The organism is Micromonospora purpureochromogenes (genome assembly GCF_900091515.1).
Lineage (GTDB): Bacteria > Actinomycetota > Actinomycetes > Mycobacteriales > Micromonosporaceae > Micromonospora > Micromonospora purpureochromogenes.
The window spans coordinates 4,563,652-4,582,971 of the sequence record NZ_LT607410.1; the positions used below are offsets into that span (position 1 = coordinate 4,563,652).

19 protein-coding genes are annotated in these 19,320 nt (G+C 73.6%); all 19 read right to left on the minus strand.

The features are described 5' to 3' along the window. Positions 1-8: 8 nt before the first annotated feature. A complete protein-coding gene (locus tag GA0074696_RS21030; protein ID WP_088962688.1) occupies positions 9-1,211 on the minus strand; it encodes an argininosuccinate synthase in 1,203 nt (400 codons plus the stop codon). Beyond that, positions 1,208-1,723 (minus strand): arginine repressor, encoded by a 516-nt coding sequence (locus tag GA0074696_RS21035; protein ID WP_088962689.1) that lies wholly within the window; start codon positions 1,721-1,723, stop codon positions 1,208-1,210. The genes GA0074696_RS21030 and GA0074696_RS21035 overlap by 4 nt, the downstream gene beginning before the upstream one ends. Next, positions 1,720-2,646, minus strand: coding sequence for an ornithine carbamoyltransferase (argF, locus tag GA0074696_RS21040; protein WP_088962690.1), 927 nt, complete (start codon positions 2,644-2,646; stop codon positions 1,720-1,722). The genes GA0074696_RS21035 and argF overlap by 4 nt, the downstream gene beginning before the upstream one ends. Continuing rightward, entirely contained in the window at positions 2,643-3,908 is a 1,266-nt protein-coding gene (locus tag GA0074696_RS21045) for an acetylornithine transaminase (RefSeq protein ID WP_088962691.1), read from the minus strand. Before GA0074696_RS21045 ends, argF begins: the two co-directional genes overlap by 4 nt. Beyond that, the gene (gene argB, locus GA0074696_RS21050) at positions 3,905-4,846 is read right to left on the minus strand and encodes an acetylglutamate kinase (protein WP_088962692.1); all 942 of its coding nucleotides are present in this window, start codon (positions 4,844-4,846) and stop codon (positions 3,905-3,907) included. Before argB ends, GA0074696_RS21045 begins: the two co-directional genes overlap by 4 nt. Beyond that, entirely contained in the window at positions 4,843-6,015 is a 1,173-nt protein-coding gene (gene argJ / locus GA0074696_RS21055) for a bifunctional glutamate N-acetyltransferase/amino-acid acetyltransferase ArgJ (RefSeq protein WP_088962693.1), read from the minus strand. Before argJ ends, argB begins: the two co-directional genes overlap by 4 nt. Further along, entirely contained in the window at positions 6,012-7,013 is a 1,002-nt protein-coding gene (argC, locus tag GA0074696_RS21060; protein ID WP_088962694.1) for an N-acetyl-gamma-glutamyl-phosphate reductase, read from the minus strand. Before argC ends, argJ begins: the two co-directional genes overlap by 4 nt. A 173-nt stretch (positions 7,014-7,186) precedes the next feature. Next, entirely contained in the window at positions 7,187-8,212 is a 1,026-nt protein-coding gene (locus GA0074696_RS21065) for an NAD-dependent epimerase/dehydratase family protein (protein WP_088962695.1), read from the minus strand. A gap of 8 nt (positions 8,213-8,220) precedes the next feature. Then, on the minus strand, positions 8,221-9,009 hold the full coding sequence (locus GA0074696_RS21070) for a glycosyltransferase family 2 protein (RefSeq protein ID WP_088962696.1): 789 nt from the start codon (positions 9,007-9,009) through the stop codon (positions 8,221-8,223). After that, on the minus strand, positions 9,006-10,217 hold the full coding sequence (locus GA0074696_RS21075; RefSeq protein WP_088962697.1) for a nucleotide sugar dehydrogenase: 1,212 nt from the start codon (positions 10,215-10,217) through the stop codon (positions 9,006-9,008). Before GA0074696_RS21075 ends, GA0074696_RS21070 begins: the two co-directional genes overlap by 4 nt. Before the next feature lie 271 nt (positions 10,218-10,488). After that, positions 10,489-13,035 (minus strand): phenylalanine--tRNA ligase subunit beta, encoded by a 2,547-nt coding sequence (pheT, locus tag GA0074696_RS21080; protein ID WP_088962698.1) that lies wholly within the window; start codon positions 13,033-13,035, stop codon positions 10,489-10,491. A 40-nt stretch (positions 13,036-13,075) separates the two neighbouring features. Beyond that, positions 13,076-14,155: a phenylalanine--tRNA ligase subunit alpha gene (gene pheS / locus GA0074696_RS21085; protein ID WP_088962699.1), complete on the minus strand. Its 1,080-nt coding sequence runs from the start codon at positions 14,153-14,155 to the stop codon at positions 13,076-13,078. A gap of 213 nt (positions 14,156-14,368) precedes the next feature. After that, positions 14,369-15,208: a TrmH family RNA methyltransferase gene (locus GA0074696_RS21090; protein ID WP_088962700.1), complete on the minus strand. Its 840-nt coding sequence runs from the start codon at positions 15,206-15,208 to the stop codon at positions 14,369-14,371. 29 nt (positions 15,209-15,237) lie between these two features. Continuing rightward, complete coding sequence (gene rplT, locus GA0074696_RS21095; RefSeq protein WP_030335718.1) at positions 15,238-15,630, minus strand: 50S ribosomal protein L20; 393 nt, start codon at positions 15,628-15,630, stop codon at positions 15,238-15,240. 32 nt (positions 15,631-15,662) lie between these two features. After that, positions 15,663-15,857, minus strand: a complete 195-nt coding sequence (gene rpmI / locus GA0074696_RS21100; RefSeq protein ID WP_026267805.1) for a 50S ribosomal protein L35 — start codon at positions 15,855-15,857, stop codon at positions 15,663-15,665. 19 nt (positions 15,858-15,876) lie between these two features. After that, positions 15,877-16,524 carry a translation initiation factor IF-3 gene (infC, locus tag GA0074696_RS21105; RefSeq protein ID WP_088962701.1) on the minus strand — a complete coding sequence of 216 codons (648 nt, stop codon included), beginning with the start codon at positions 16,522-16,524 and terminating at the stop codon, positions 15,877-15,879. A 347-nt stretch (positions 16,525-16,871) separates the two neighbouring features. Next, the gene (locus tag GA0074696_RS21110) at positions 16,872-17,345 is read right to left on the minus strand and encodes a PH domain-containing protein (protein WP_172894367.1); all 474 of its coding nucleotides are present in this window, start codon (positions 17,343-17,345) and stop codon (positions 16,872-16,874) included. 81 nt (positions 17,346-17,426) lie between these two features. Then, positions 17,427-18,467, minus strand: a complete 1,041-nt coding sequence (locus GA0074696_RS21115; RefSeq protein WP_088962702.1) for a DMT family transporter — start codon at positions 18,465-18,467, stop codon at positions 17,427-17,429. Continuing rightward, positions 18,464-19,309, minus strand: coding sequence for an ATP phosphoribosyltransferase (gene hisG / locus GA0074696_RS21120; protein WP_088962703.1), 846 nt, complete (start codon positions 19,307-19,309; stop codon positions 18,464-18,466). Before hisG ends, GA0074696_RS21115 begins: the two co-directional genes overlap by 4 nt. Positions 19,310-19,320 lie beyond the last annotated feature (11 nt).

Genomic DNA, 19,320 nt, shown 5'->3' on the forward strand with positions numbered 1-19,320 from the left:
CACCGTTCCTAGCCGCCCAGCCGGGCGTCGCGTGCGGCGGCCATCTTGCTCGGCAGGCCCCACAGCTGCACGAATCCCTTGGCCAGGGACTGGTCGAAGGTGTCGCCGGTGTCGTAGGTGGCCATGCCGAAGTCGTAGAGGCTGGCCTCGGAGCGCCGGCCGGTGACGGTGGCCCGGCCACCGTGCAGGGTGAGCCGCACCTCGCCGGAGACGTGCCGCTGGGCGTCGTCGATGAAGGCGTCCAGGCTGTCCTTCAGCGGCGAGAACCAGAGCCCGTCGTAGACCAGCTCGCCCCAGCGCTGGTCGACGCCGCGCTTGAACCGGGCCAGGTCACGCTCGACGGTGACCGCCTCCAACTCCTGGTGGGCGGTGATCAGCGCGATCGCGCCGGGAGCCTCGTACACCTCGCGGCTCTTGATGCCGACGAGGCGGTCCTCGACCATGTCGAGCCGGCCGACGCCCTGGGCGCCGGCGCGCCGGTTCAGCTCCAGGATCGCCTGGTACGGGGTGACGGTCTCGCCGTCGATGGCGACCGGGTTGCCGGCGTCGAAGGTGATCACGACCTCGTCGGCGTCGCGCGGCTCGGCCGGGTCGGCGGTGTAGGAGTACAGGTCCTCGATGGGACCGTTCCAGATGTCCTCCAGGAAGCCGGTCTCCACCGCGCGACCCCAGAGGTTCTGGTCGATGGAGTACGGCGACTTGGCCGACACGTCGATCGGCAGGCCCTTCTCCTCGGCGAAGGCGATGGCCTTGTCCCGGGTCCAGGCGAAGTCCCGGGCCGGGGCGATGATCTTCAGGTCGGGGGCGAGGGCGCTCAGCCCGACCTCGAAGCGGACCTGGTCGTTGCCCTTACCGGTGCAGCCGTGCGAGACGATCGTGCCGCCGTGCTTGCGGGCCGCGGCCACCAGGTGCTTGACGATCAGCGGCCGGGACAGCGCAGAGACCAGCGGGTAGCGGTCCATGTAGAGGGCGTTGGCGCGCATCGCCGGCAGGCAGTAGTCGGCGGCGAACTCGTCGCGCGCGTCGACCACCTCGGACTCGACGGCGCCGCAGTCCAGCGCGCGCTGCCGGATGGCGTCGAGGTCCTCGCCGCCCTGCCCGACGTCGACGGCCACCGCGACGATCTCGGCGCCGGTCTGCTCGGCGAGGTACGGAATGGCGACGGAGGTGTCGAGACCTCCGGAGTAGGCAAGGACGACCCGCTCGGTCATGGTGTGGTGCTCCCTTCAACATGTTCTTCCCGGCGGGCCCACCCGGCGAGCTTGTCGCCGAGCGCGGCCCCGCCGACGGCCTCGCGGGCCACGACGAGGATGGTGTCGTCGCCGGCGATGGTGCCGACGATCTCGGGCAGGCCCGCTCGGTCCAACGCGCTGGCCAGGTAGTGGGCTGCGCCCGGCGGGGTGCGCAGTACGGCGATGTTGCCGCTGGAGTCGACCCCGTTGAGCAGCTCGCGCAGCAGCCGGACCAGCCGGGCCGGGGCGGCCTCGGCGTCGCGCAGCGGCCAGTGGCCGTCCTCGGGGATCACGTACACGGCCCGCCCGTCACCGCCGCGGGCGGTGACCGCGCCGAGTTCCTTCAGGTCCCGCGACAGGGTTGCCTGGGTGACCTGGATCCCGTCGCTGGCGAGCAGGTCGGCCAGTTCGGTCTGCGACCGGACGGCCTTGTCGCGGATCAGCTCGACGATGCGGCCGTGCCGGGCGGCGCGGGTCAGCGGGGCGGTCATGTGGAGGCCTCCAGGAGATATGTCAGCAGCGCCTTCTGGGCGTGCAGGCGATTCTCCGCCTGGTCGAAGACCGCGCTGCGCGGCCCGTCCAGCACCTCGTCGGTGATCTCCTCGCCCCGGTGCGCGGGCAGGCAGTGCAGCGCGATGACGTCGGACGCGGCGTGGGCGAGCAGCGCGTCGTTGATCTGGTACGGCAGGAACGGGGTGATCCGGTCCAGCCCGTCGTCCTCCTGGCCCATCGAGGTCCAGGTGTCGGTGGCGACCACGTCGGCTCCGCGGACCGCCTCGACCGGGTCGACGAGCGCCCGGACTGATCCGCCGGTGCCCAGGGCGATCTTCTCGGCCCGGGCCACCACGTCGGGGTCGGGCTGGAAGCCGGCCGGGCCGGCGACCCGCACGTGCATCCCGGCGGTCGCCCCGGCCAGCAGGTACGAGTGGGACATGTTGTTGGCGGCGTCCCCCACGTACGCCAGGATCCGGCCCTGGGTGCCGCCGCAGTGCTCGCGGACGGTGAGCAGGTCGGCCAGCAGCTGGCAGGGGTGGTAGTCGTCGGTGAGCGCGTTGATCACCGGCACGGTGGCCCCCTGGGCGACCTCGGCGATCCGGTCGTCGCCGTGGGTGCGCAGCACGATCGCGGCGACGTAGCGGGAGAGCACCCGCCCGGCGTCGGCGAGGGTCTCGCCCCGCCCGAAGTGGGTCACCTGGGTGTCCACGACCAGGGGGTGGCCGCCCAGCTCGGCAATGCCGGCGTCGAAGGAGATCCGGGTGCGCAGGCTCTGCTTGTCGAAGAGCACCGCCACCGACCGCGGCCCGGCCAGCGGCGTGTACGCGAACCGGTCGGCCTTCATCCGAGCGGCCAGGTCGAGCACGGTGGACTGCTCTGCGGGATTCAGGTCGTCGTCGCGCAGGAAGTGCCGGATCATGCGTTGACCTCCGTGGCGCTGGTGGTGGTCGAGTCGGCGGCGGCCGGCGCGAGGTCGGCCGCCGCTGCCGTGTCGGCGGGCGCTGCCGTGTCGGCCGGCGCCGCCGCGTCGAGGGCGGCGGGGAGGGCGGCCAGGAAGGCGTCGACCTGGTCGGCGGTGAGGATCAGCGGCGGGGCGAGCCGGACCACGTCCGGCTGCACCGGGTTGACCAGGAAGCCCGCCTCGCGCAGCGCGGCGGTGACCGGGCCGGAGGCCGGAGCGGTGAGCACGATCCCGAGCAGCAGGCCGGCGCCCCGGACCTCGGCGACGAGCGGGTGGCCGAGCGCCTCGACGCCCCGGCGCAGCCGTTCGCCGGTCCGCTTGACGTGGTCGAGCAGCCCCTCGCTGGCGATGGTGGCGACCACCGCCAGGGCGGCGGCGCAGCTGACCGGGTTGCCGCCGAAGGTGGTGCCGTGCGAGCCGGGGGCGAGCAACTCCCCGGCCCGGCCGAAGGCGAGGCAGGCCCCGATGGGCAGCCCGCCGCCGAGCCCCTTGGCCAGGGTCACCACGTCGGGCTCGATCCCGTCGGCCTGGTGGGCGAACCAGTGCCCGGTGCGGCCGATCCCGGTCTGCACCTCGTCCAGGACGAGCAGGGCGCCGTGCCGGGCGGTGATCCGCCGCGCATCGGCCAGGTAGCCGGCGGGCGGCACGACGACGCCGTTCTCACCCTGGATCGGCTCCAGGATCACCATCGCGGTCGCGTCGCTGACGGCCGCGTCGAGGGCGGCGGTGTCGCCGTACGTCACGTGGGTGACGTCGCCGGGCAGCGGGCGGAACGGGTCGGCCTTGGCGGGCTGGCCGGTGAGCGCGAGCGCCCCCATGGTCCGGCCGTGGAAGCCGCCCCGGGCGGCCACCACGTGCGTGCGGCCGGTGAGCCGGGAGAGCTTGAACGCCGCCTCGTTGGCCTCCGCGCCGGAGTTGGCGAAGAACACCCGGCCGGGCCGGCCGGCGAGGGCCAGCAGCAGCTCCGCCAGGGCCACCGGGGGTTCGGCGACGAACAGGTTGGAGACGTGGCCCAGGGTGGCGACCTGCCGGGAGACGGCGGCCACCACGGCCGGGTGGGCGTGGCCGAGGGCGTTGACCGCGATGCCGCCGAGCAGGTCGACGTACTCCCGGCCGGCCTCGTCGACCACGACGGCGCCGGAGCCGGAGACCAGCGCCAGCGGCGGCGTGCCGTAGTTGTCCATCAGGGCCTGGCCCCAGCGTTCGACCAGCGTGCTCATGCGGGAACCGTGCCTTCCTCGTTGGCGACGGTGGGGCTCGCGGGCCCACCCGACGCGGTCACGACCATGGTGCCGAAGCCTTCGGAGGTGAAGACCTCCAGCAGCGTGGAGTGGGCGACCCGGCCGTCGACGACGTGCGCGGCGGGTACGCCCCCGCGCACCGCCCGCAGGCAGGCCTCCATCTTCGGGACCATCCCCGACTCCAGGGACGGCAGCAGCTTCGCCAGCTCGTCGTCGGTGATCTCGCTGACCAGGCTGGTGGTGTCCGGCCAGTCGGCGTACAGGCCGGCCACGTCGGTGAGCACGACCAGCTTGCGGGCGTCGAGGGCGACGGCGAGCGCGGCGGCGGCGGTGTCGGCGTTGAGGTTGTGCAGCACCCCGTCGACGTCCGGCGCGACGGTCGAGATGACCGGGATCCGGCCGGCCGCGATCAGGTCGGTCACCGCCGAGACGTCCACCGACTCCACGTCGCCGACCTGCCCGACGTCCACCGGCTCCCCGTCCACGTACGCGGGCCGGCGGACGGCGGTGAACAGCCCGGCGTCCTCGCCGGAGAGGCCGACGGCGAACGGGCCGTGCGCGTTGATCAGCCCGACCAGTTCCCGGCCGACCTGGCCGACCAGCACCATCCGGACGACGTCCATCGCCTCCGGGGTGGTGACCCGCAGGCCGCCCCGGAACTCGCTGGCGATGCCGAGCCGCCCGAGCATGGCGGAGATCTGCGGGCCGCCGCCGTGCACGACGACCGGCTTGAGGCCGGCGTAGCGGAGGAAGACCATGTCGGCGGCGAAGGCACGCTGGAGCGCGGGTTCGACCATGGCGTTGCCGCCGTACTTGACCACGACGGTGGCGCCGGAGAAGCGGGCCAGCCAGGGCAGGGCCTCGATCAGCGTCTCGGCCTTGACCTGGGCCCGGGTGAGATCGGCGGAGAGGCTCATGAGGAGTACGCCGAGTTCTCGTGCACGTACGCGTGCGACAAGTCGTTGGTCCAGATCGTCGCGGCCGAGGAGCCGGCGTGCAGGTCGATCCGGATGGTGACGTCCCGGCCGGACAGGTCGACCTTGGCGCGGTCCTCGGCGGCGGCGCCGGAGCGGCACACCCAGATCCCGTTGACCGCGACGTCGACGCCGTCCGGCTCGAAGGCGGCGGCGGTGGTGCCCACGGCGGCGAGGATCCGCCCCCAGTTCGGGTCGTTGCCGAACAGCGCGGTCTTGACCAGGTTGTTCCGGGCCACCGACCGGCCCACCTCGACCGCGTCGGCCTCGGTGGCGGCGCCGACCACGTCGATCGTGATCTGCTTGGTGGCGCCCTCGGCGTCGGCGATGAGCTGCTGGGCCAGGTCGTGGCAGGCGGCGGTGACCGCGGCGGTCAGCTCCGTGGCGGTGGGCTCGACGCCGGACGCGCCGCTGGACAGCAGCAGCACCGTGTCGTTGGTCGACATGCAGCCGTCGGAGTCGATCCGGTCGAAGGTGACCGCGGTGGCGGCCCGCAGCGCGGCGTCGAGCGCCTCCGGCCCGGCGACCGCGTCGGTGGTGAGCACGCAGAGCATGGTGGCCATGGCCGGGGCGAGCATCCCGGCGCCCTTGGCCATGCCGCCGACGGTCCAGCCGCTGCCCCGGGCGACCGTGGTCTTGGGGCGGGTGTCGGTGGTCATGATCGCCTCGGCGGCCGCCGTGCCGCCGTCGCGGCCGAGCCCCCGGATGGCGCTGCGCACGCCGGGCAGCAGCTTCTGCATCGGCAGCCGCTCGCCGATCAGGCCGGTGGAGCAGACCGCGACCTCGCCGGCGCCGAGCATCAGCCGAGGGCTGAACGAGGTCAGCGCGGCGGCGGTGTGCTCGGCGGTGGCGTGGGTGTCCTGGAAGCCGGCCGGGCCGGTGCAGGCGTTGGCGCCGCCGGAGTTGAGCACCACGGCGCGGACCACGCCGCCCCGGACCACCTGCTGGGTCCAGAGCACCGGCGCGGCCTTGACCCGGTTGGCGGTGAAGACGCCGGCGATCCCGGCGTCCGGGCCGTCGTTGACGACGAGGGCGAGGTCGGCGGCGCCGCTGGTCTTGAGCCCGGCGGCGACCCCCGCCGCCCGGAATCCCCGGGGGTTGGTGACGGTCATGGTGCCACTCCGAAGGTCGTCAGGCCGGTGGTCTCGGGCAGGCCGAGCATGAGGTTGGCGCACTGCACGGCCTGGCCGGCGGCGCCCTTGCCGAGGTTGTCGATCGCGCTGACCACGATCACCCGGCCGGAGTCGACGTCGACGCCCGCCTGCAGGTGGCAGGAGTTCGAGCCGGCCGTGGCGGCGGTGTGCGGCCAGGCGCCCTCGGGCAGGACGTGCACGAACGGCGCGTCCGCGTACGCCCGGGCCAGCACGTCGCGCGGGTCGGCGTCGCCGGTCGGCACCGCGGTGACGGTGGCGAGGATGCCGCGCGGCATGGGCGCGAGCACGGGGGTGAAGGAGAGGCTGGTCGCGCCGGTGGCCTGCTTGATCTCCGGTACGTGCTGGTGGGCGCCGACCTTGTAGGGCGACAGGTCGCCCATCACCTCGCTGCCGAGCAGGTGGGCCCTGGCGGCCCGGCCGGCGCCGGAGGTGCCGGAGGCGGCGACCACCACCACGTCGGCGGGGAAGACCGCGCCGGCGGCGATCAGCGGGGCCAGGGCGAGCGTGGTGGCCACGGCGTAGCAGCCGGTGCTGGCCACCCGGGTGGCGGCGGCGATCGCCGCCCGCTGGCCGGGCAGCTCGGGCAGGCCGTAGGTCCAGGCGCCGGCGTGCGGGCCGCCGTAGTAGCGGGTCCAGGCGTCGGCGTCGTGCAGCCGGTGGTCGGCGCCGAGGTCGACCACCTTGACCGTCGCCGGCAGGGCGGCGGCGAGGGCCGCCGACTGGCCGTGCGGCAGAGCCAGGAAGACCAGGTCCGCGTCGGCCAGGGCCGCCGGGTCGGTCGCCGTGAGCGTCAGGTCGAGGCCCGCGAGCTGCGGGTGTACGGCGCTGACGGGCTGGCCGGCCTGGGAATGGGCGGTGGCGGCGACGAGGTCGAGCTCGGGGTGCCCGGCGACCAGGCGCAGCAGTTCACCCCCGGCGTATCCGCTCGCCCCGGCGACCGCGACTTGAATGCCCATACTCACCTCCGCATGACTATGCGGAAAAGGCTAACGGCACCGACCCCCTCACTGCAAGTTCATGCGTCCCACTGCATGGGCATGTGATCGTGACTCCGGTCACCGGGCAGCAAAAGGCCCGGCCCGGGTCGCGGGACGCGAACCGGGCCGGGCGGGACGACAACGGGCCGGGACTACAGGCGGCCCTCCTCGACCGCCCGGGTCACCCACGGCACGACCTCGTCGAGCATCTCGTCCAGAGAGGTGGTGGCGGTGAAGTCGAGGACCTGGCGGGCCTTGGTCACGTCCGGCACCCGCTTCTGCACGTCGTACTGGTAGGGCTCGTCGGAGACGTACCGGAACGGCACGTCCGGACCCTTGATCTTGTGCCAGATCAGCTCGGCCAACTCCAGCACGCTGGTCGACTCGGCGGTGGAGAGGTTGAAGTCCTCGTTGCGGGCCGCCGGGTGCTCCACCGCGGTGGCGATGCCCCGGGCCAGGTCCCCGCCGTAGGTGTAGTGCCGCACCTGGTGGCCCTCGCCGAGGATGTGCAGCGGGTCCTGACCCTTGACGATCTTCTGCACCAGGTCCGGCACGACGTGCGACATGGCGAGCTTGACGTTGCCGGAGAGCACCTCCGCCTGGCCCAGCGCCCGCCCCTCCCCCACGCCGACGCAGTTGAACGGCCGGACGATCGTGTACGGCAGCTGGTACTGCTCCCAGGCGGCCCGGGCGTAGTACTCCACGGCCAGCTTCTGGAAGCCGTACGAGGACAGCGGCGGCGGGATGCGCCGCTCGTCGCCCTCCCGGCTCGGCCAGTGCTCGGTGGACTCGTAGACCATCGAGGAGGAGAGGTAGGTGACCTTCGCCAGGCTGCCGTCGCGGTGGGCGCGGATGGCCGCGTCGCAGGTGGCCGCCATGATCCGCTCGTTGGTGGCGAGCAGGTCGTAGGCGTAGGCGTGGAAGTAGGAGATGCCGCCGATCATCGCCGCCCCGGCGACCAGGTGGTCGCAGCCGTCCAGCAGCTCGGTGAGCAGGTCGACGTCGCGGGCGTCGCCCTCCACGAACCGGAACCGGGGATGGCTGTCGTAGCTGTGGGTGACCGGGCCGTACTTGGAGAAGTTGTCGATGCCGACCACCTCATGGCCCCGGCCCAGCAACTCCTCGACGAGGTAACCGCCGATGAAGCCGGCCGAACCAGTTACCAGGACCTTCGCCACGTGCGCTCCTATGCGGTCTTCTCGTACTCGGTGCTGTCCCGCTCGCCGCGCGGGGCGGGCACGGCCGGCGCCGTGCGGACGGTCAGCTTCTCCGGGCTCAGCCGTCGACCGTAGGCGAAGAAGTACCACCGCAGGTAGCCGGGGAGGAACCGGCCCAGGTCGAAGTGGGACTCCCCGAGCGGCCGGTCCAGCCAGATGGTGGGGATCTCGGCGACCGGCAGCCGCAGCCGGGTGGCCTTCGCGGTCAACTCCAGCCCGATCTCGAAGCCGGTGCGCGACTCGATGCCGACCTCCCGGACGAACGCCGTGTCGTACGCCTTGAAGCTGTTGGTGGCGTCCCGGGTGCCCACCCGGGCCAGCGTGTAGAGGCTGCGCCCCGCCCAGCGGGACATCATCCGCTTCAGCCGGGGCCCGCCGACCTGCTGCCCGCCGGGCATGTAGCGGGAGGCGGCGGCGACCACCACGCCCCGGTCCACCAGCCGGGCCAGCTCGTCGATCTGGCGCGGGTCGTCACAGCCGTCGGCCATGGTGACCACGACGACCGGGGCGAGCGCGGCGTCGATGCCGAACCGGATGGCGTTGGCCGGCCCGCGCCCGTACGTGTTGAGCACCGCGCGCACCCGCGGGTCGGTGCGGGCGATCTGCTCGACGTACGGGACGGTGGTGTCCTCCGGCATGTCGTGCACGATCAGCACCTCGGCCGGGAGCAGCATCTCGCGCAGCATCCGTTCGAGGCAGCGCAGGATGGCCTCGCCCTCGTTGTAGACCGGCACGATCACCGACACCCGGGGCCTCACACCCGCACCCCCGTCCCGGTCAGGCCCCACATGTCGATCACCGGCTTGTCGGTGTCCAGCCGGGCGTACTGCTCGTGCGGGGCGGCGATGACCAGCAGGTCGGCCCGGCGCAGCACCTCGTCCAGGTCGATCAGGCGCTCGTCGGCCACGTACGGGTCGGTGCAGATGGTCTCCCGGGTCTTCAGCGCCAGGATCTTGCGCAGCTTGTACGCCAGACTCTCCCGCGGATCGTCCGAGCCGCCCTTGAAGGCCATTCCGAGGATGCCCACGGTCAGCTCGGACAGGTCGAACCGGTCCTCCAACCGGGACACCAGGTAGAGCGGCAGCCCCTCGTTGATCAGCATCGCGGAGTGGCCCAGCACGAAGTTGTTCCGGTTGAACGCGGCCAGCTGCATGGTGTCCTTGAACAGGCACGGCCCGGCGGCGAAGCCCGGCATCGGCAGGTCCGCCGCGCGCGGGTAGTCGTGGGCGACCGCGTGCCGGATCCGGGCGAAGTCCAGCCCGAAGTCGTTGGCCATCATCCAGAATTGGTTGGCGGTGGCGAACTTGATGTACCGCCAGGTGTTGGTGAACAGCTTCGCCAGCTCCGCCTCCTCCGGCTCGAGCGGGACGATCTGCTCGGTGAGGTGCCGGAACAGCTTCTCCGCCCGGGCCAGGGCGGCCGGTGTGCGGGCCGCGACGATCTGCGGCAGGGTGAACAGCTCGGTCATCGCCCGGCCCTCGGCGATCCGCTCCGGGCAGAACGCCACGTCGGCCTTGACGCCCTTGCCGGCCAGCAGCTTCTCGGTCAGCGCCGTCACGCCGGGGTAGACGGTGCTGCGCAGCACCACCAGCTGCCCGTCGCGCAGGTGCTCGGCGCAGCGCTCCAGCGCGCGGGGCACCGCGCCCAGGTCCGGGTTGAGGTGCTCGTCGACGGGCGTGCCGACGACCACCACCAGGTGCTCAGAGGCGCCCACGGCGACCGGGTCGGTGGTGGCCCGCAGCCGGCCGGCGGAGACCGCCTCGGCCAGCGCGTCGGCCGCGCCCGGCTCGGCGAAGGGCAGGGTGCCCGCGTTGACCGTGGCCACCGCGTCGGCGTTGATGTCGTACAGCACGACGGAGAGGCCGCGGGCGGCGAACGCGATGCCCAGCGGCAAGCCGACCCGGCCGCAACCCCCGACGATGCAGACGTCGACGGAGAGCGGCGCGGGGCCCGGATCCTCGGACATGGGGTCAGCTCCCGGTGGGGGTGGTGGGGGTGGTGGGGGTGTGATCGGGGTGGTGGTCGGAATCCAAGCAGGTTAACCGCTCACATGTGACCCGTGGGTAGCCGAACATGCCGTCGGCGATGGCCTTTCGGCCGATGCCTCACCGTGTGTGAGGAACCGGTCACCCTGGCCGGAACGCGGCGGGGGCCGGGACCGCGCGCTACCGACACCGGTCGGCGACAGACACGACGAGGCCCCTCCCACCGTCGTGGAAGGGGCCCTCGCTCGCCGGTCAGGCGCCGCGCAGCGTGGCGCCGAACCGCTGCGCCGCGAGGGCGACGGCCGCGTCGCGGGCGGCCACCGCCTCCTCGACGGTCAGCGTCCGGTCCGGGGCCCGGAAGGTGAGCTTGTACGCCAGCGAGCGGCGTCCCGCGCCGAGCTGCTCCGAGGCGTACACGTCGAAGAGCCGGACGCTCTCCAGCAGCTCGCCGGCGCCCTCGACCAGCGCCTGCTCCACCTGCGCCGCGGGCACCGACTCGTCCAGCACCAGCGCCACGTCGATCAGTGCTGGCGGGAAGCCGGACACGGTCGGCGCGGGCGCGACCGGCGGGGCCGGCAACGCGTCCAGGTCCAGCTCCATGGCGCTGGTGCGGCGGGGCAGCTCCAGCGCCGCCACCACGGCCGGGTGCAGCTCGCCGGCGTGACCGACGATCGCCCCGTCGACCAGCAGCTCCGCGCAGCGCCCCGGGTGCCAGGGCGCGTACTCGACGGCCCGCACCTCGATCCGGTCCGCCGGGATGTCGGCGGCGGCGAGCACCACCCGGCCGGCCTCGACCGCGTCCGCCCAGCCGGCCGCCCGCCCCGGACCCCACCAACCGGCCGGGTCGACGTCGCCGGCCAGCACGACCGCGACGTGCCGCGGCTGGTACGGCACCACCGCGTCGGCGGCGGCGAACTCGGCCTCGGTGGGCCGCCGGTCCACGCCCATCGCCGGCGGGGTGCCGGCGCCAGGGCGCGGGTGGAAGACCGTCCCGATCTCGTAGATGGAGAGGTCCCGCTGGCCCCGGCCCAGGTTGCGCTTGAGGATGCCGAGCAGCGGGCCGAGCAGCGTGGTCCGCAGCACCGGCTCCTCCTCGGACAGCGGGTTGGCCAGCCGGACCGCCGCCCGGCGCGGGTCGTCGGCGAGCAGGCCGAGCTGGTCGGCGAGCTCCGGCGCGGTGAACGGGTGGGCCAGCACCTCGACGTGGCCGCGCTCGGCCAGCGCGCGGGCCACCGCCCGGCGGCGGCGCTGCTGCCAGGTGAGGCCACGCCCGGCGGGCGCGGTGGGCAGCACGGACGGCACCCGGTCGTACCCGTCGAGGCGGACCACCTCCTCGACCAGGTCGGCCGGGTCGGTGAGGTCGGGTCGCCAGGTCGGCGGGGTCACGGTGAGCACGTCGCCGGCGCCGGCGGCCACGCCGACCTCGCCCGGGTCCTCGGCCAGCCGGTCGGCGCCCCGGACGACGGTGCAGCCGACCTGCTCCAGCAGGGCGACCACCCGCTCCGGGGAGTACGCCACCCCGACCCGCCGGGACGGCAGGTCGGCCGGGAGGACGACCGGCCGCACCGGCCGGACGTGGTCGATGTCCAGGATCTGCTCGCCGACGGTGCCACCGGCGTGCTCGGTGAGCAGCCGCACCGCCCGCTCCAGGGCGACCAGCGGCAGGGCCGGGTCGACGCCCCGCTCCCAGCGCTTCGCCGCCTCGCTGAACAGCCGGTGCCGGCGGGCGGTGCGCCCGACCATCACCGGGTCCCAGTGGGCGGCCTCGAAGAGCACGTCGGTGGTGCCGCCGACGACCTCGCTGGTCTCGCCGCCCATCACCGCGGCGAGCGAGATCGGCCCGGTGTCGTCGCAGATGACCATGTCCTCGGCGGTCAGGGTGCGGGCCACCCCGTCCAGGGTGGTCAGCTTCTCCCCCGCCTCGGCGCGGCGGACCACCAGCGGGCCGCTGATCCGGTCGGCGTCGAAGGCGTGCATCGGCTGGCCGAGTTCGAGCATCACGTAGTTGGTGATGTCGACCGGCAGCGAGATGCTGCGCACGCCGGCCACGGTGAGCCGCCGCGACATCCAGCCGGGCGTCACGGCGGTGGGGTCGATGCCCCGCACCATCCGGGCGGCGAACCGGTCGCAGCCGACCGTGTCGCGCACCTCGACCGGGTACGCCGGCTCGGCGGTGCCGCCGGGCGCGGGCGCCAGACCCGGGTCGCGGAACGGTACGCCGAGGGCGTGCCCCAGCTCGCGGGCCAGGCCGCGCACGCTCAGCGCGTACCCCCGGTCGGGGGTGATGTCCAGCTCGACCACGACGTCGTCGAGCCCCACGACGGGGCGCGCGTCGTCGCCCGGCTTGGCCGGGGTGTCCGGCGGCAGCACGATGATGCCGGAGTGGTCGTCACCCAGGCCAAGCTCCTTGGCCGAGCAGATCATGCCGGCGGAGTTGCGCCCGTAGGTCTTGCGCGCGCCGACGACGAAGTCCCCCGGCAGCACGCCACCGGGGAGGATCACCACCACCCGGTCGCCCTGGGCGAAGTTGCGCGCCCCGCAGACGATCTCCTGCGGCTCGCCGGTGCCGTTGGCGGCGCCGACGTCGACCCGGCAGAACCGGATCGGCTTCTTGAAGCCGGTCAGCTCCTCGATCTCCAGGACCTCGCCGACCACCAGCGCACCGGTGACGGTCTCCCGCAGGTCCACCACGGAGTCGACCTCGATGCCGAGGTCGACCAGGGCCTGCTCCAGGTCGCCGGTGGGCAGGTCGGCGGGGAGATCGACGTACTCCCGCAGCCAACTGACAGAAACTCGCATGACTTCAGACCACCGTTCCCGTGACTCGTACCCGCATCGCCTACGCCCCGACCCCGAACGCGCGGGTGAACCGCACGTCGCCCTCGGCCATGTCCCGCATGTCGCTGACCCCGTGCCGGAACATCACGGTGCGGTCGATGCCCATGCCGAACGCGAATCCGGAGTAGGCCTCCGGGTCGATGCCGCAGGCGCGCAGCACCCGCGGGTTGACCATGCCGCAGCCGCCCCACTCCACCCAGCGCGGCCCGTCCCGGTGCTCCGGGAACCAGACGTCGAACTCGGCCGACGGCTCGGTGAACGGGAAGTAGTGCGGCCGGAAGCGGGTCTTCGCGCCCTCGCCGAACATCGCCCGGGCGAAGTGGTCGAGCGTGCCCCGCAGGTGCGCCATGGTGATGCCCTTGTCCACCACCAGGCCCTCGACCTGGTGGAAGACCGGCGCATGGGTGGCGTCCAGCTCGTCGGTGCGGTAGACCCGGCCGGGCACCACCACGTAGATCGGCGGCTTGCGGGTGAGCATGGTGCGCGCCTGCACCGGCGAGGTGTGGGTGCGCAGCACCAGGCCGGAACTTGCCGCGCCGTCCGAAGGTGCGATGTGGAAGGTGTCCATCAGGCCCCGCGCCGGGTGGTCGGCGGGGATGTTCAGCGCGTCGAAGTTGGTCCACTCCAGCTCGACCTCGGGTCCCTCGGCCACCTCGTAGCCCATCCCGACGAACAGGTCGCTGATCTGCTCCATCAGGGTGCTCAACGGGTGGCGGGCGCCCCGGGGGTGCCGGTCGTACGGCAGGGTCACGTCGACCCGCTCCTCGACCAGCACCCGGGCGGCCTGCTCACGCTCCAGGACCTCCTGGCGGGCGGCGTAGGCGCTCTCGATCGCCCGGCGGGCCTCGTTGACCCGCTTGCCCGCGTCGGACTTCGCGGCCGGCGGCAGCGCGCCGATCTCCCGGCGCGCGAGCGAGACCGGGGCCCGGTCCCCGAGGTGCGCGGGGCGCTGCGCGGTCAGCGCGTCCGGGTCGGCGGCGTCGGCGAACGCCTTCTCGGCGGCGGCGACGGCCTCGGCCAGGGCGGCCGGGTCCAGCAGGGCGACCTGCTTCGGGTCGTACGGATCGTTGCGGTAGCTCATGGCGTACGGGCACTCCCTCACGGCGGCGCCGGCCCTCGCGGGCGGCTAGGCGAGTCTACGGACGCGCGGCTGTGCCGCAGCCCGCCGGTGGGAGTTACGCGGGGGAAGGGTCAGGCCCGCCGCCCGCCGACACCGGCGGGCTGGCTAAACGAACGCCGTGACGCGTTCACCATGCGGACGACTCCCCTGTGCTCAGTAGCGCGCGTGACGAGGTCAGCGCAGTGCTCTGGCTGAAGAATACAGGCAGACGGCGGCGGCCGCAGCCAGGTTCAGGCTCTCGGCGCGGCCGTGCAGCGGCACCCGGACCCGGGCGTCGGCGGCGGCGGTGAGCTCCTCGGGCAGGCCGTGCGCCTCGGAGCCGAACAGCCACGCGGTGGGGGCGGCGAGTCGCCCGTAGTCGATGAGGTCGTCGAGGTCGCTGTCGCCGTACCCGGTCGTGGCGAGCACGGTGAGCCCAGCGGCCCGCAGCGCGGCGACCACGTCGAGAGGGTCGGGGGCGCGGACCACGTCGACGTGGAAGAGGCTGCCGGCGGAGGCCCGCACGCACTTGCCGTTGTACGGGTCGACGGCGTCGCCGGCGAAGATCACCGCGCCCGCGCCGGCCGCGTCGGCCGTCCGCAGCACCGTGCCGGCGTTGCCCGGGTCGCGGATCTCGGCGAGCACCGCGACCAGGCGCGGGCCGTGGGCCAGGGCGGTCTCCAGCGGCACGTCGAGGTGCCGGCAGACGGCGACCAGGCCCTGCGGGGCGACGGTCTCGGCGAGCGCCGCCAGCCCCTCGTCGGTCACCTCGGAGACGGGCACGTCGGCGTGGGCGGCCTGCGCCGCGAGGTCGGGGTGCCGGTCGAGGGCGGCCGGCGTACCGAAGAGTTCGGTGACCGTGCCGGCCCGGGCGAGGGCCTCGCGGACCGCCTGCGGCCCCTCGGCCAGGAACCGGCCCGCGGCGTCGCGGTCCCGGCGGCGCTGGAGCCGGCGGGCGGCGACGATACGCGGGGTACGCGGGGTGAACGGGCCGGCGACAGCGTCGAGGCGCCTCCCGCGCGATGCTGACTGCATGGGAGACGCCTCGATCTGCTGTGGGTGGATCAGGCGGCCTGGGCCGCGGCGCCACCGGTGCCCTCGGCCGCCACGGCGGCCCGGGCCAGCTCGACGATCGCGGCGAAGGCCGCGGCGTCGTTGACGGCCAGGTCGGCCAGGATCTTGCGGTCGACCTCGATGCCGGCCAGGCGCAGGCCCTGGATCAGCCGGTTGTAGGTCATGCCGTTGGCCCGGGCGCCAGCGTTGATGCGCTGGATCCAGAGCTGCCGGAAGTCGCCCTTGCGGTCACGACGGTCCCGGTAGGCGTACTGCATCGAGTGCAGCACCTGCTCCTTGGCCTTGCGGTACAGCCGGGAGCGCTGACCGCGGTAACCACTCGCGGTCTCCAGCAGGGTACGACGCTTCTTCTGGGCGTTCACAGCCCGCTTGACGCGTGCCATCTCAACTCCTTCTTCGGTTCAGGTGGCGCGCGTCAGCGGCCGAGCAGCTTCTTGATGCGCTTGACGTCAGCCTTGGCCAGCTCGACCGTGCCGGTCAGCCGGCGGGTCTGGGTGGAGGGCTTCTTCTCCAGGTTGTGGCGGAGGCCGGCCTGCTGGGCAACGATCTTGCCCTTGCCGGTCACCTTGACCCGCTTGCCCATACCCGTGTGGCTCTTCATCTTCGGCATGTGGAACGTCTTCTCCCTGTTACTGGCCGCTGGTGTCAGCGGTCGGGCCGGTCTCGCCGGCTGCCGCGGTCTCGCCGGCCTGCGGGGTCTCGCCGGCCTCCGGAGCACCGGCCTCCTCCGCCCGCTCGCGAGGTCCACCGCGGGACGCCGTGGCGGCGACCGCGGAGGCCTTCACGGCCCGGTGCGGGGCGAGAACCATGATCATGTTTCGACCGTCCTGCTTCGGAGCGGCCTCGACGTATCCCAGGTCCGTGATCTCGGACTCGAGCCGGCGCAGGAGCCGGTAACCCAGCTCCGGGCGGCTCTGCTCGCGACCGCGGAACATGATCGTCACCTTGACCTTGTCGCCGGCCTTGAGGAACCGCACCACGTGACCCTTCTTGGTCTCGTAGTCGTGCGGGTCGATCTTCGGCCGGAGCTTCATCTCCTTGATGACGGTCTGCTGCTGGTTACGCCGCGCTTCGCGCGCCTTGAGTGCGCTCTCGTACTTGAACTTGCCGAAGTCCATGAGCTTGCACACCGGCGGGCGCGCCATCGGCGCAACCTCGACCAGGTCCAGGTCGACGTCCGCGGCCAGCTGCAGGGCGCGCTCCAGCGGGACGATGCCCACCTGCTCACCCTCAGGGCCGACCAGTCGGACCTCACGTGCCCGGATCTGCTCGTTCACGCGTGGTTCGACGCTGATGGGGCCTCCTCGAGTCGAGTGTCCTGCGTGTGGCGACCCCTTGAGCCCCCGGGTGGGGGCCGCCGGAAAGCAGAAGGCCCTGGCGCATGCCAGGGCCCGCTCGACCGGTCGGCACGATCACATGATCGCGCATCCGGGACCGGGACGTGCCCGGAACCGGGGACCGGACCCGGCCACCGTCAGGGGCGACTCGGGTGGGAGCAGGCGCTCCGCTTCAAGACCGCCCGCACGTCGGAACGGAGGCAGTCTGGTCGACTCGGCAACACTACACCCTCGCCCCAGGCATCCCCAAACCGGGCTCGCAGGTCAGCGCGGGTGTGACCGGGGGCTCAGCGACTCGTCTGGCCGGCGGCCAACGCGGCCAGGTGGGCCTGGTGCAGCCGGCGCAGCGCGCGGACGCCCTCGACCGCGATCTCCTTGTCGGCTGCCTGGAGGGCGACCATCGGGAGCAGGTCGTCGTCGTGCAGCTCCAGGCTGGCCCAGGGGGCGCCCCGGTCGAACCGCACCCCGCGGACGACATCCCAGGGCAGCTCGTACGAGCCGATCACGTTGCGCACCCGCACGCCCCGGGCGTCCGCCTCGACCCGGGGCCGGGTGAAGAGCAGGATGGCCAGCGCGCCGAAGACGCCCAGGCCGACCATGGCGAGCTGGTCGCCGCGCTGGAAGCTGCCGTAGCCGTCGCCGGTGGAGCCGGTGAGCGAGGTCGCCACCAGGCTGAAGACCACCAGGAGGGCGGCGGCCGAGGCCCAGCAGACCACCCGGATGCGACGGGGCTTGAGGTGGATCAGCTCGGTATCGCTCACCCCACCAGTCTGCCACCTGGTCCCCGGCGGTGTTCCGCCGCCACACGGCCGGCGCCCACGTCGCCCGACTCCGGGGCGGTGTCAGCCGGCGGGCGGAGCGGGCCGGTCGGCGTACGCGGAGTCCCGCCGCTGCGATCCCGCCGGATCCTCCGGGGTCGACCGCACCGCCGGCGCCGACCAGCTGCCGGCGGACGCCGGGGCCGTCCGGGCGGTCGGACGCCCCTGCCGGCCGGCGACCACCGCGGCGACCAGCGTGAGCACCGCGCCGGCCAGGACGGGCCAGCGCAGCCCCGGCCCCCCGGGCAGCAGCAGGTCCAGCAGCAGTCCCCCGCCGAGCTGGCCGGCGACCAACGCCAGACCGGTCCGCAGCACGCCCAGCGCCCGCACGCCGACCAGCAGGCTGGTCACGATGCCGACCCCGAGCAGTCCGCCGGAGTACAGGTACCAGGCGGGTGGCCAGTCGGGCCCGGCCACGGTGAACGCGCCGGCGAGCGCCGCGACGGCCAGCACGGCCGGCGTGCTGACGGCGAAGTTGACCGCGGTGCTGGCCGCGGCGGTGCTGGCCGCGGCCACCCGGCCGTTCAGCGCGGACTGCAGGGCGACCGCCAGCCCGCCCACCACGGCGAGCAGGACCAGGCCGACGGCCAGCTCGCCCAGGGGCCGACCCAGCTGGGCGAGCCCCACCGCCGCCGTGCCGAGCAGGGCGCCGGCCACCCGGGGCGGGGTGAGCGCGAGCCGGCCCACCGGGGCGAGCCCGGCCCGGTCCACCGCCAGGCCGCCGAGACTGCCCCCGGCGACCTGGGCGATGGTGAAGACGGCCACCCCGAGCACCGGCACGACGTACGTGCCGATCACGATGATCGCCGCCCCGCCGAGCCCACCCAGGTAGCACCACCAGGGCAGCCGGGACCGGCGCAGCACGCCGAGCCCGGTCCGCATCGACGGCAGCACCAGCAGTCCGACCAGGACCAGCAGGGTGCCACCGGCGTTGTTGACCACCGCCCCGAGCACGGGACTGCCCACCCGTTCGCCCAGTTCGGCATTCGCCGCCCCCTGGGCGGCCGACGCCACCCCGCCGAGCACCACCAGGGCCAGCGCGGCCGTCGGCGGCAGCGACCTCACAGCCGACAGGCGTGGATGTTGGTGACCAGGATGGCGCGGGCGCCGAGGTCGTACAGCTCGTCCATGATCCGGTGCACGTCGTCGCGGAGCACCATCGCCTGCACCGCGACCCAGCCCTCCCGGTGCAGCGGGGACACGGTCGGCGACTCGATGCCCGGGGTCAGCGAGCTGGCCCGGTCCAGCAGGCCGGCCGGCACGTCGTAGGCGAGCATGACGTAGCGGCGGGCGACCAGCACCCCGTGCAGGCGGCGCAGCAACTGCTCGGCCTGCGGGTGGGTGGGGGCGCCGGTGCGGCGGACCAGCACCGCCGAGGAGCGCAGCAGCGGGTCGCCGAAGACCACCAGGCCGGCCTGGCGCAGGGTGGCCCCGGTCTCCACCACGTCGGCGACCACGTCGGCGACGCCGAGCCGGATGGCGTTCTCCACCGCCCCGTCCAGCCGGATCACGTCGGCCTTCACCCCCAGCTCGCCGAGGTACCGATCGACCAGCCCCGGGTACGCGGTGGCGATCCGGTGCCCGCCCAACTCCTGCACGGAGTGGACGTCCTCCGGGCGGGCGGCGAAGCGGAAGGTGGCCCGGGCGAAAGCCAGGTCCATCACCTCCTCGGCCGGCGCGCCGGAGTCGATCAACAGGTCGCGGCCGGTGATCCCGACGTCGAGGTCACCGGAGCCGACGTAGGTGGCGATGTCCTTGGGACGCAGGTAGAAGAACTCGATGTCGTTGGGCTCGTCCCGACTGACGAGGTCCTTGGGGTCGGTGCGCTGGCGGTAGCCCGCCTCGCGCAGCATCTCGGCGGCCTTCTCGGCCAGGGCGCCCTTGTTGGGTACGGCGACACGCAGCATGACGGAGTGCT

What these genes read in the sequence shown, in the direction of transcription:
- GA0074696_RS21030 (WP_088962688.1), bottom strand. Translation starts at nt 1,211, where the DNA reads ATGACCGAGCGGGTCGTCCTTGCCTACTCCGGAGGTCTCGACACCTCC.
- GA0074696_RS21035 (WP_088962689.1), bottom strand. Translation starts at nt 1,723, where the DNA reads ATGACCGCCCCGCTGACCCGCGCCGCCCGGCACGGCCGCATCGTCGAG.
- argF (WP_088962690.1), bottom strand. Translation starts at nt 2,646, where the DNA reads ATGATCCGGCACTTCCTGCGCGACGACGACCTGAATCCCGCAGAGCAG.
- GA0074696_RS21045 (WP_088962691.1), bottom strand. Translation starts at nt 3,908, where the DNA reads ATGAGCACGCTGGTCGAACGCTGGGGCCAGGCCCTGATGGACAACTAC.
- argB (WP_088962692.1), bottom strand. Translation starts at nt 4,846, where the DNA reads ATGAGCCTCTCCGCCGATCTCACCCGGGCCCAGGTCAAGGCCGAGACG.
- argJ (WP_088962693.1), bottom strand. Translation starts at nt 6,015, where the DNA reads ATGACCGTCACCAACCCCCGGGGATTCCGGGCGGCGGGGGTCGCCGCC.
- argC (WP_088962694.1), bottom strand. Translation starts at nt 7,013, where the DNA reads ATGGGCATTCAAGTCGCGGTCGCCGGGGCGAGCGGATACGCCGGGGGT.
- GA0074696_RS21075 (WP_088962697.1), bottom strand. Translation starts at nt 10,217, where the DNA reads ATGTCCGAGGATCCGGGCCCCGCGCCGCTCTCCGTCGACGTCTGCATC.
- pheT (WP_088962698.1), bottom strand. Translation starts at nt 13,035, where the DNA reads ATGCGAGTTTCTGTCAGTTGGCTGCGGGAGTACGTCGATCTCCCCGCC.
- pheS (WP_088962699.1), bottom strand. Translation starts at nt 14,155, where the DNA reads ATGAGCTACCGCAACGATCCGTACGACCCGAAGCAGGTCGCCCTGCTG.
- GA0074696_RS21090 (WP_088962700.1), bottom strand. Translation starts at nt 15,208, where the DNA reads ATGCAGTCAGCATCGCGCGGGAGGCGCCTCGACGCTGTCGCCGGCCCG.
- rplT (WP_030335718.1), bottom strand. Translation starts at nt 15,630, where the DNA reads ATGGCACGCGTCAAGCGGGCTGTGAACGCCCAGAAGAAGCGTCGTACC.
- rpmI (WP_026267805.1), bottom strand. Translation starts at nt 15,857, where the DNA reads ATGCCGAAGATGAAGAGCCACACGGGTATGGGCAAGCGGGTCAAGGTG.
- hisG (WP_088962703.1), bottom strand. Translation starts at nt 19,309, where the DNA reads ATGCTGCGTGTCGCCGTACCCAACAAGGGCGCCCTGGCCGAGAAGGCC.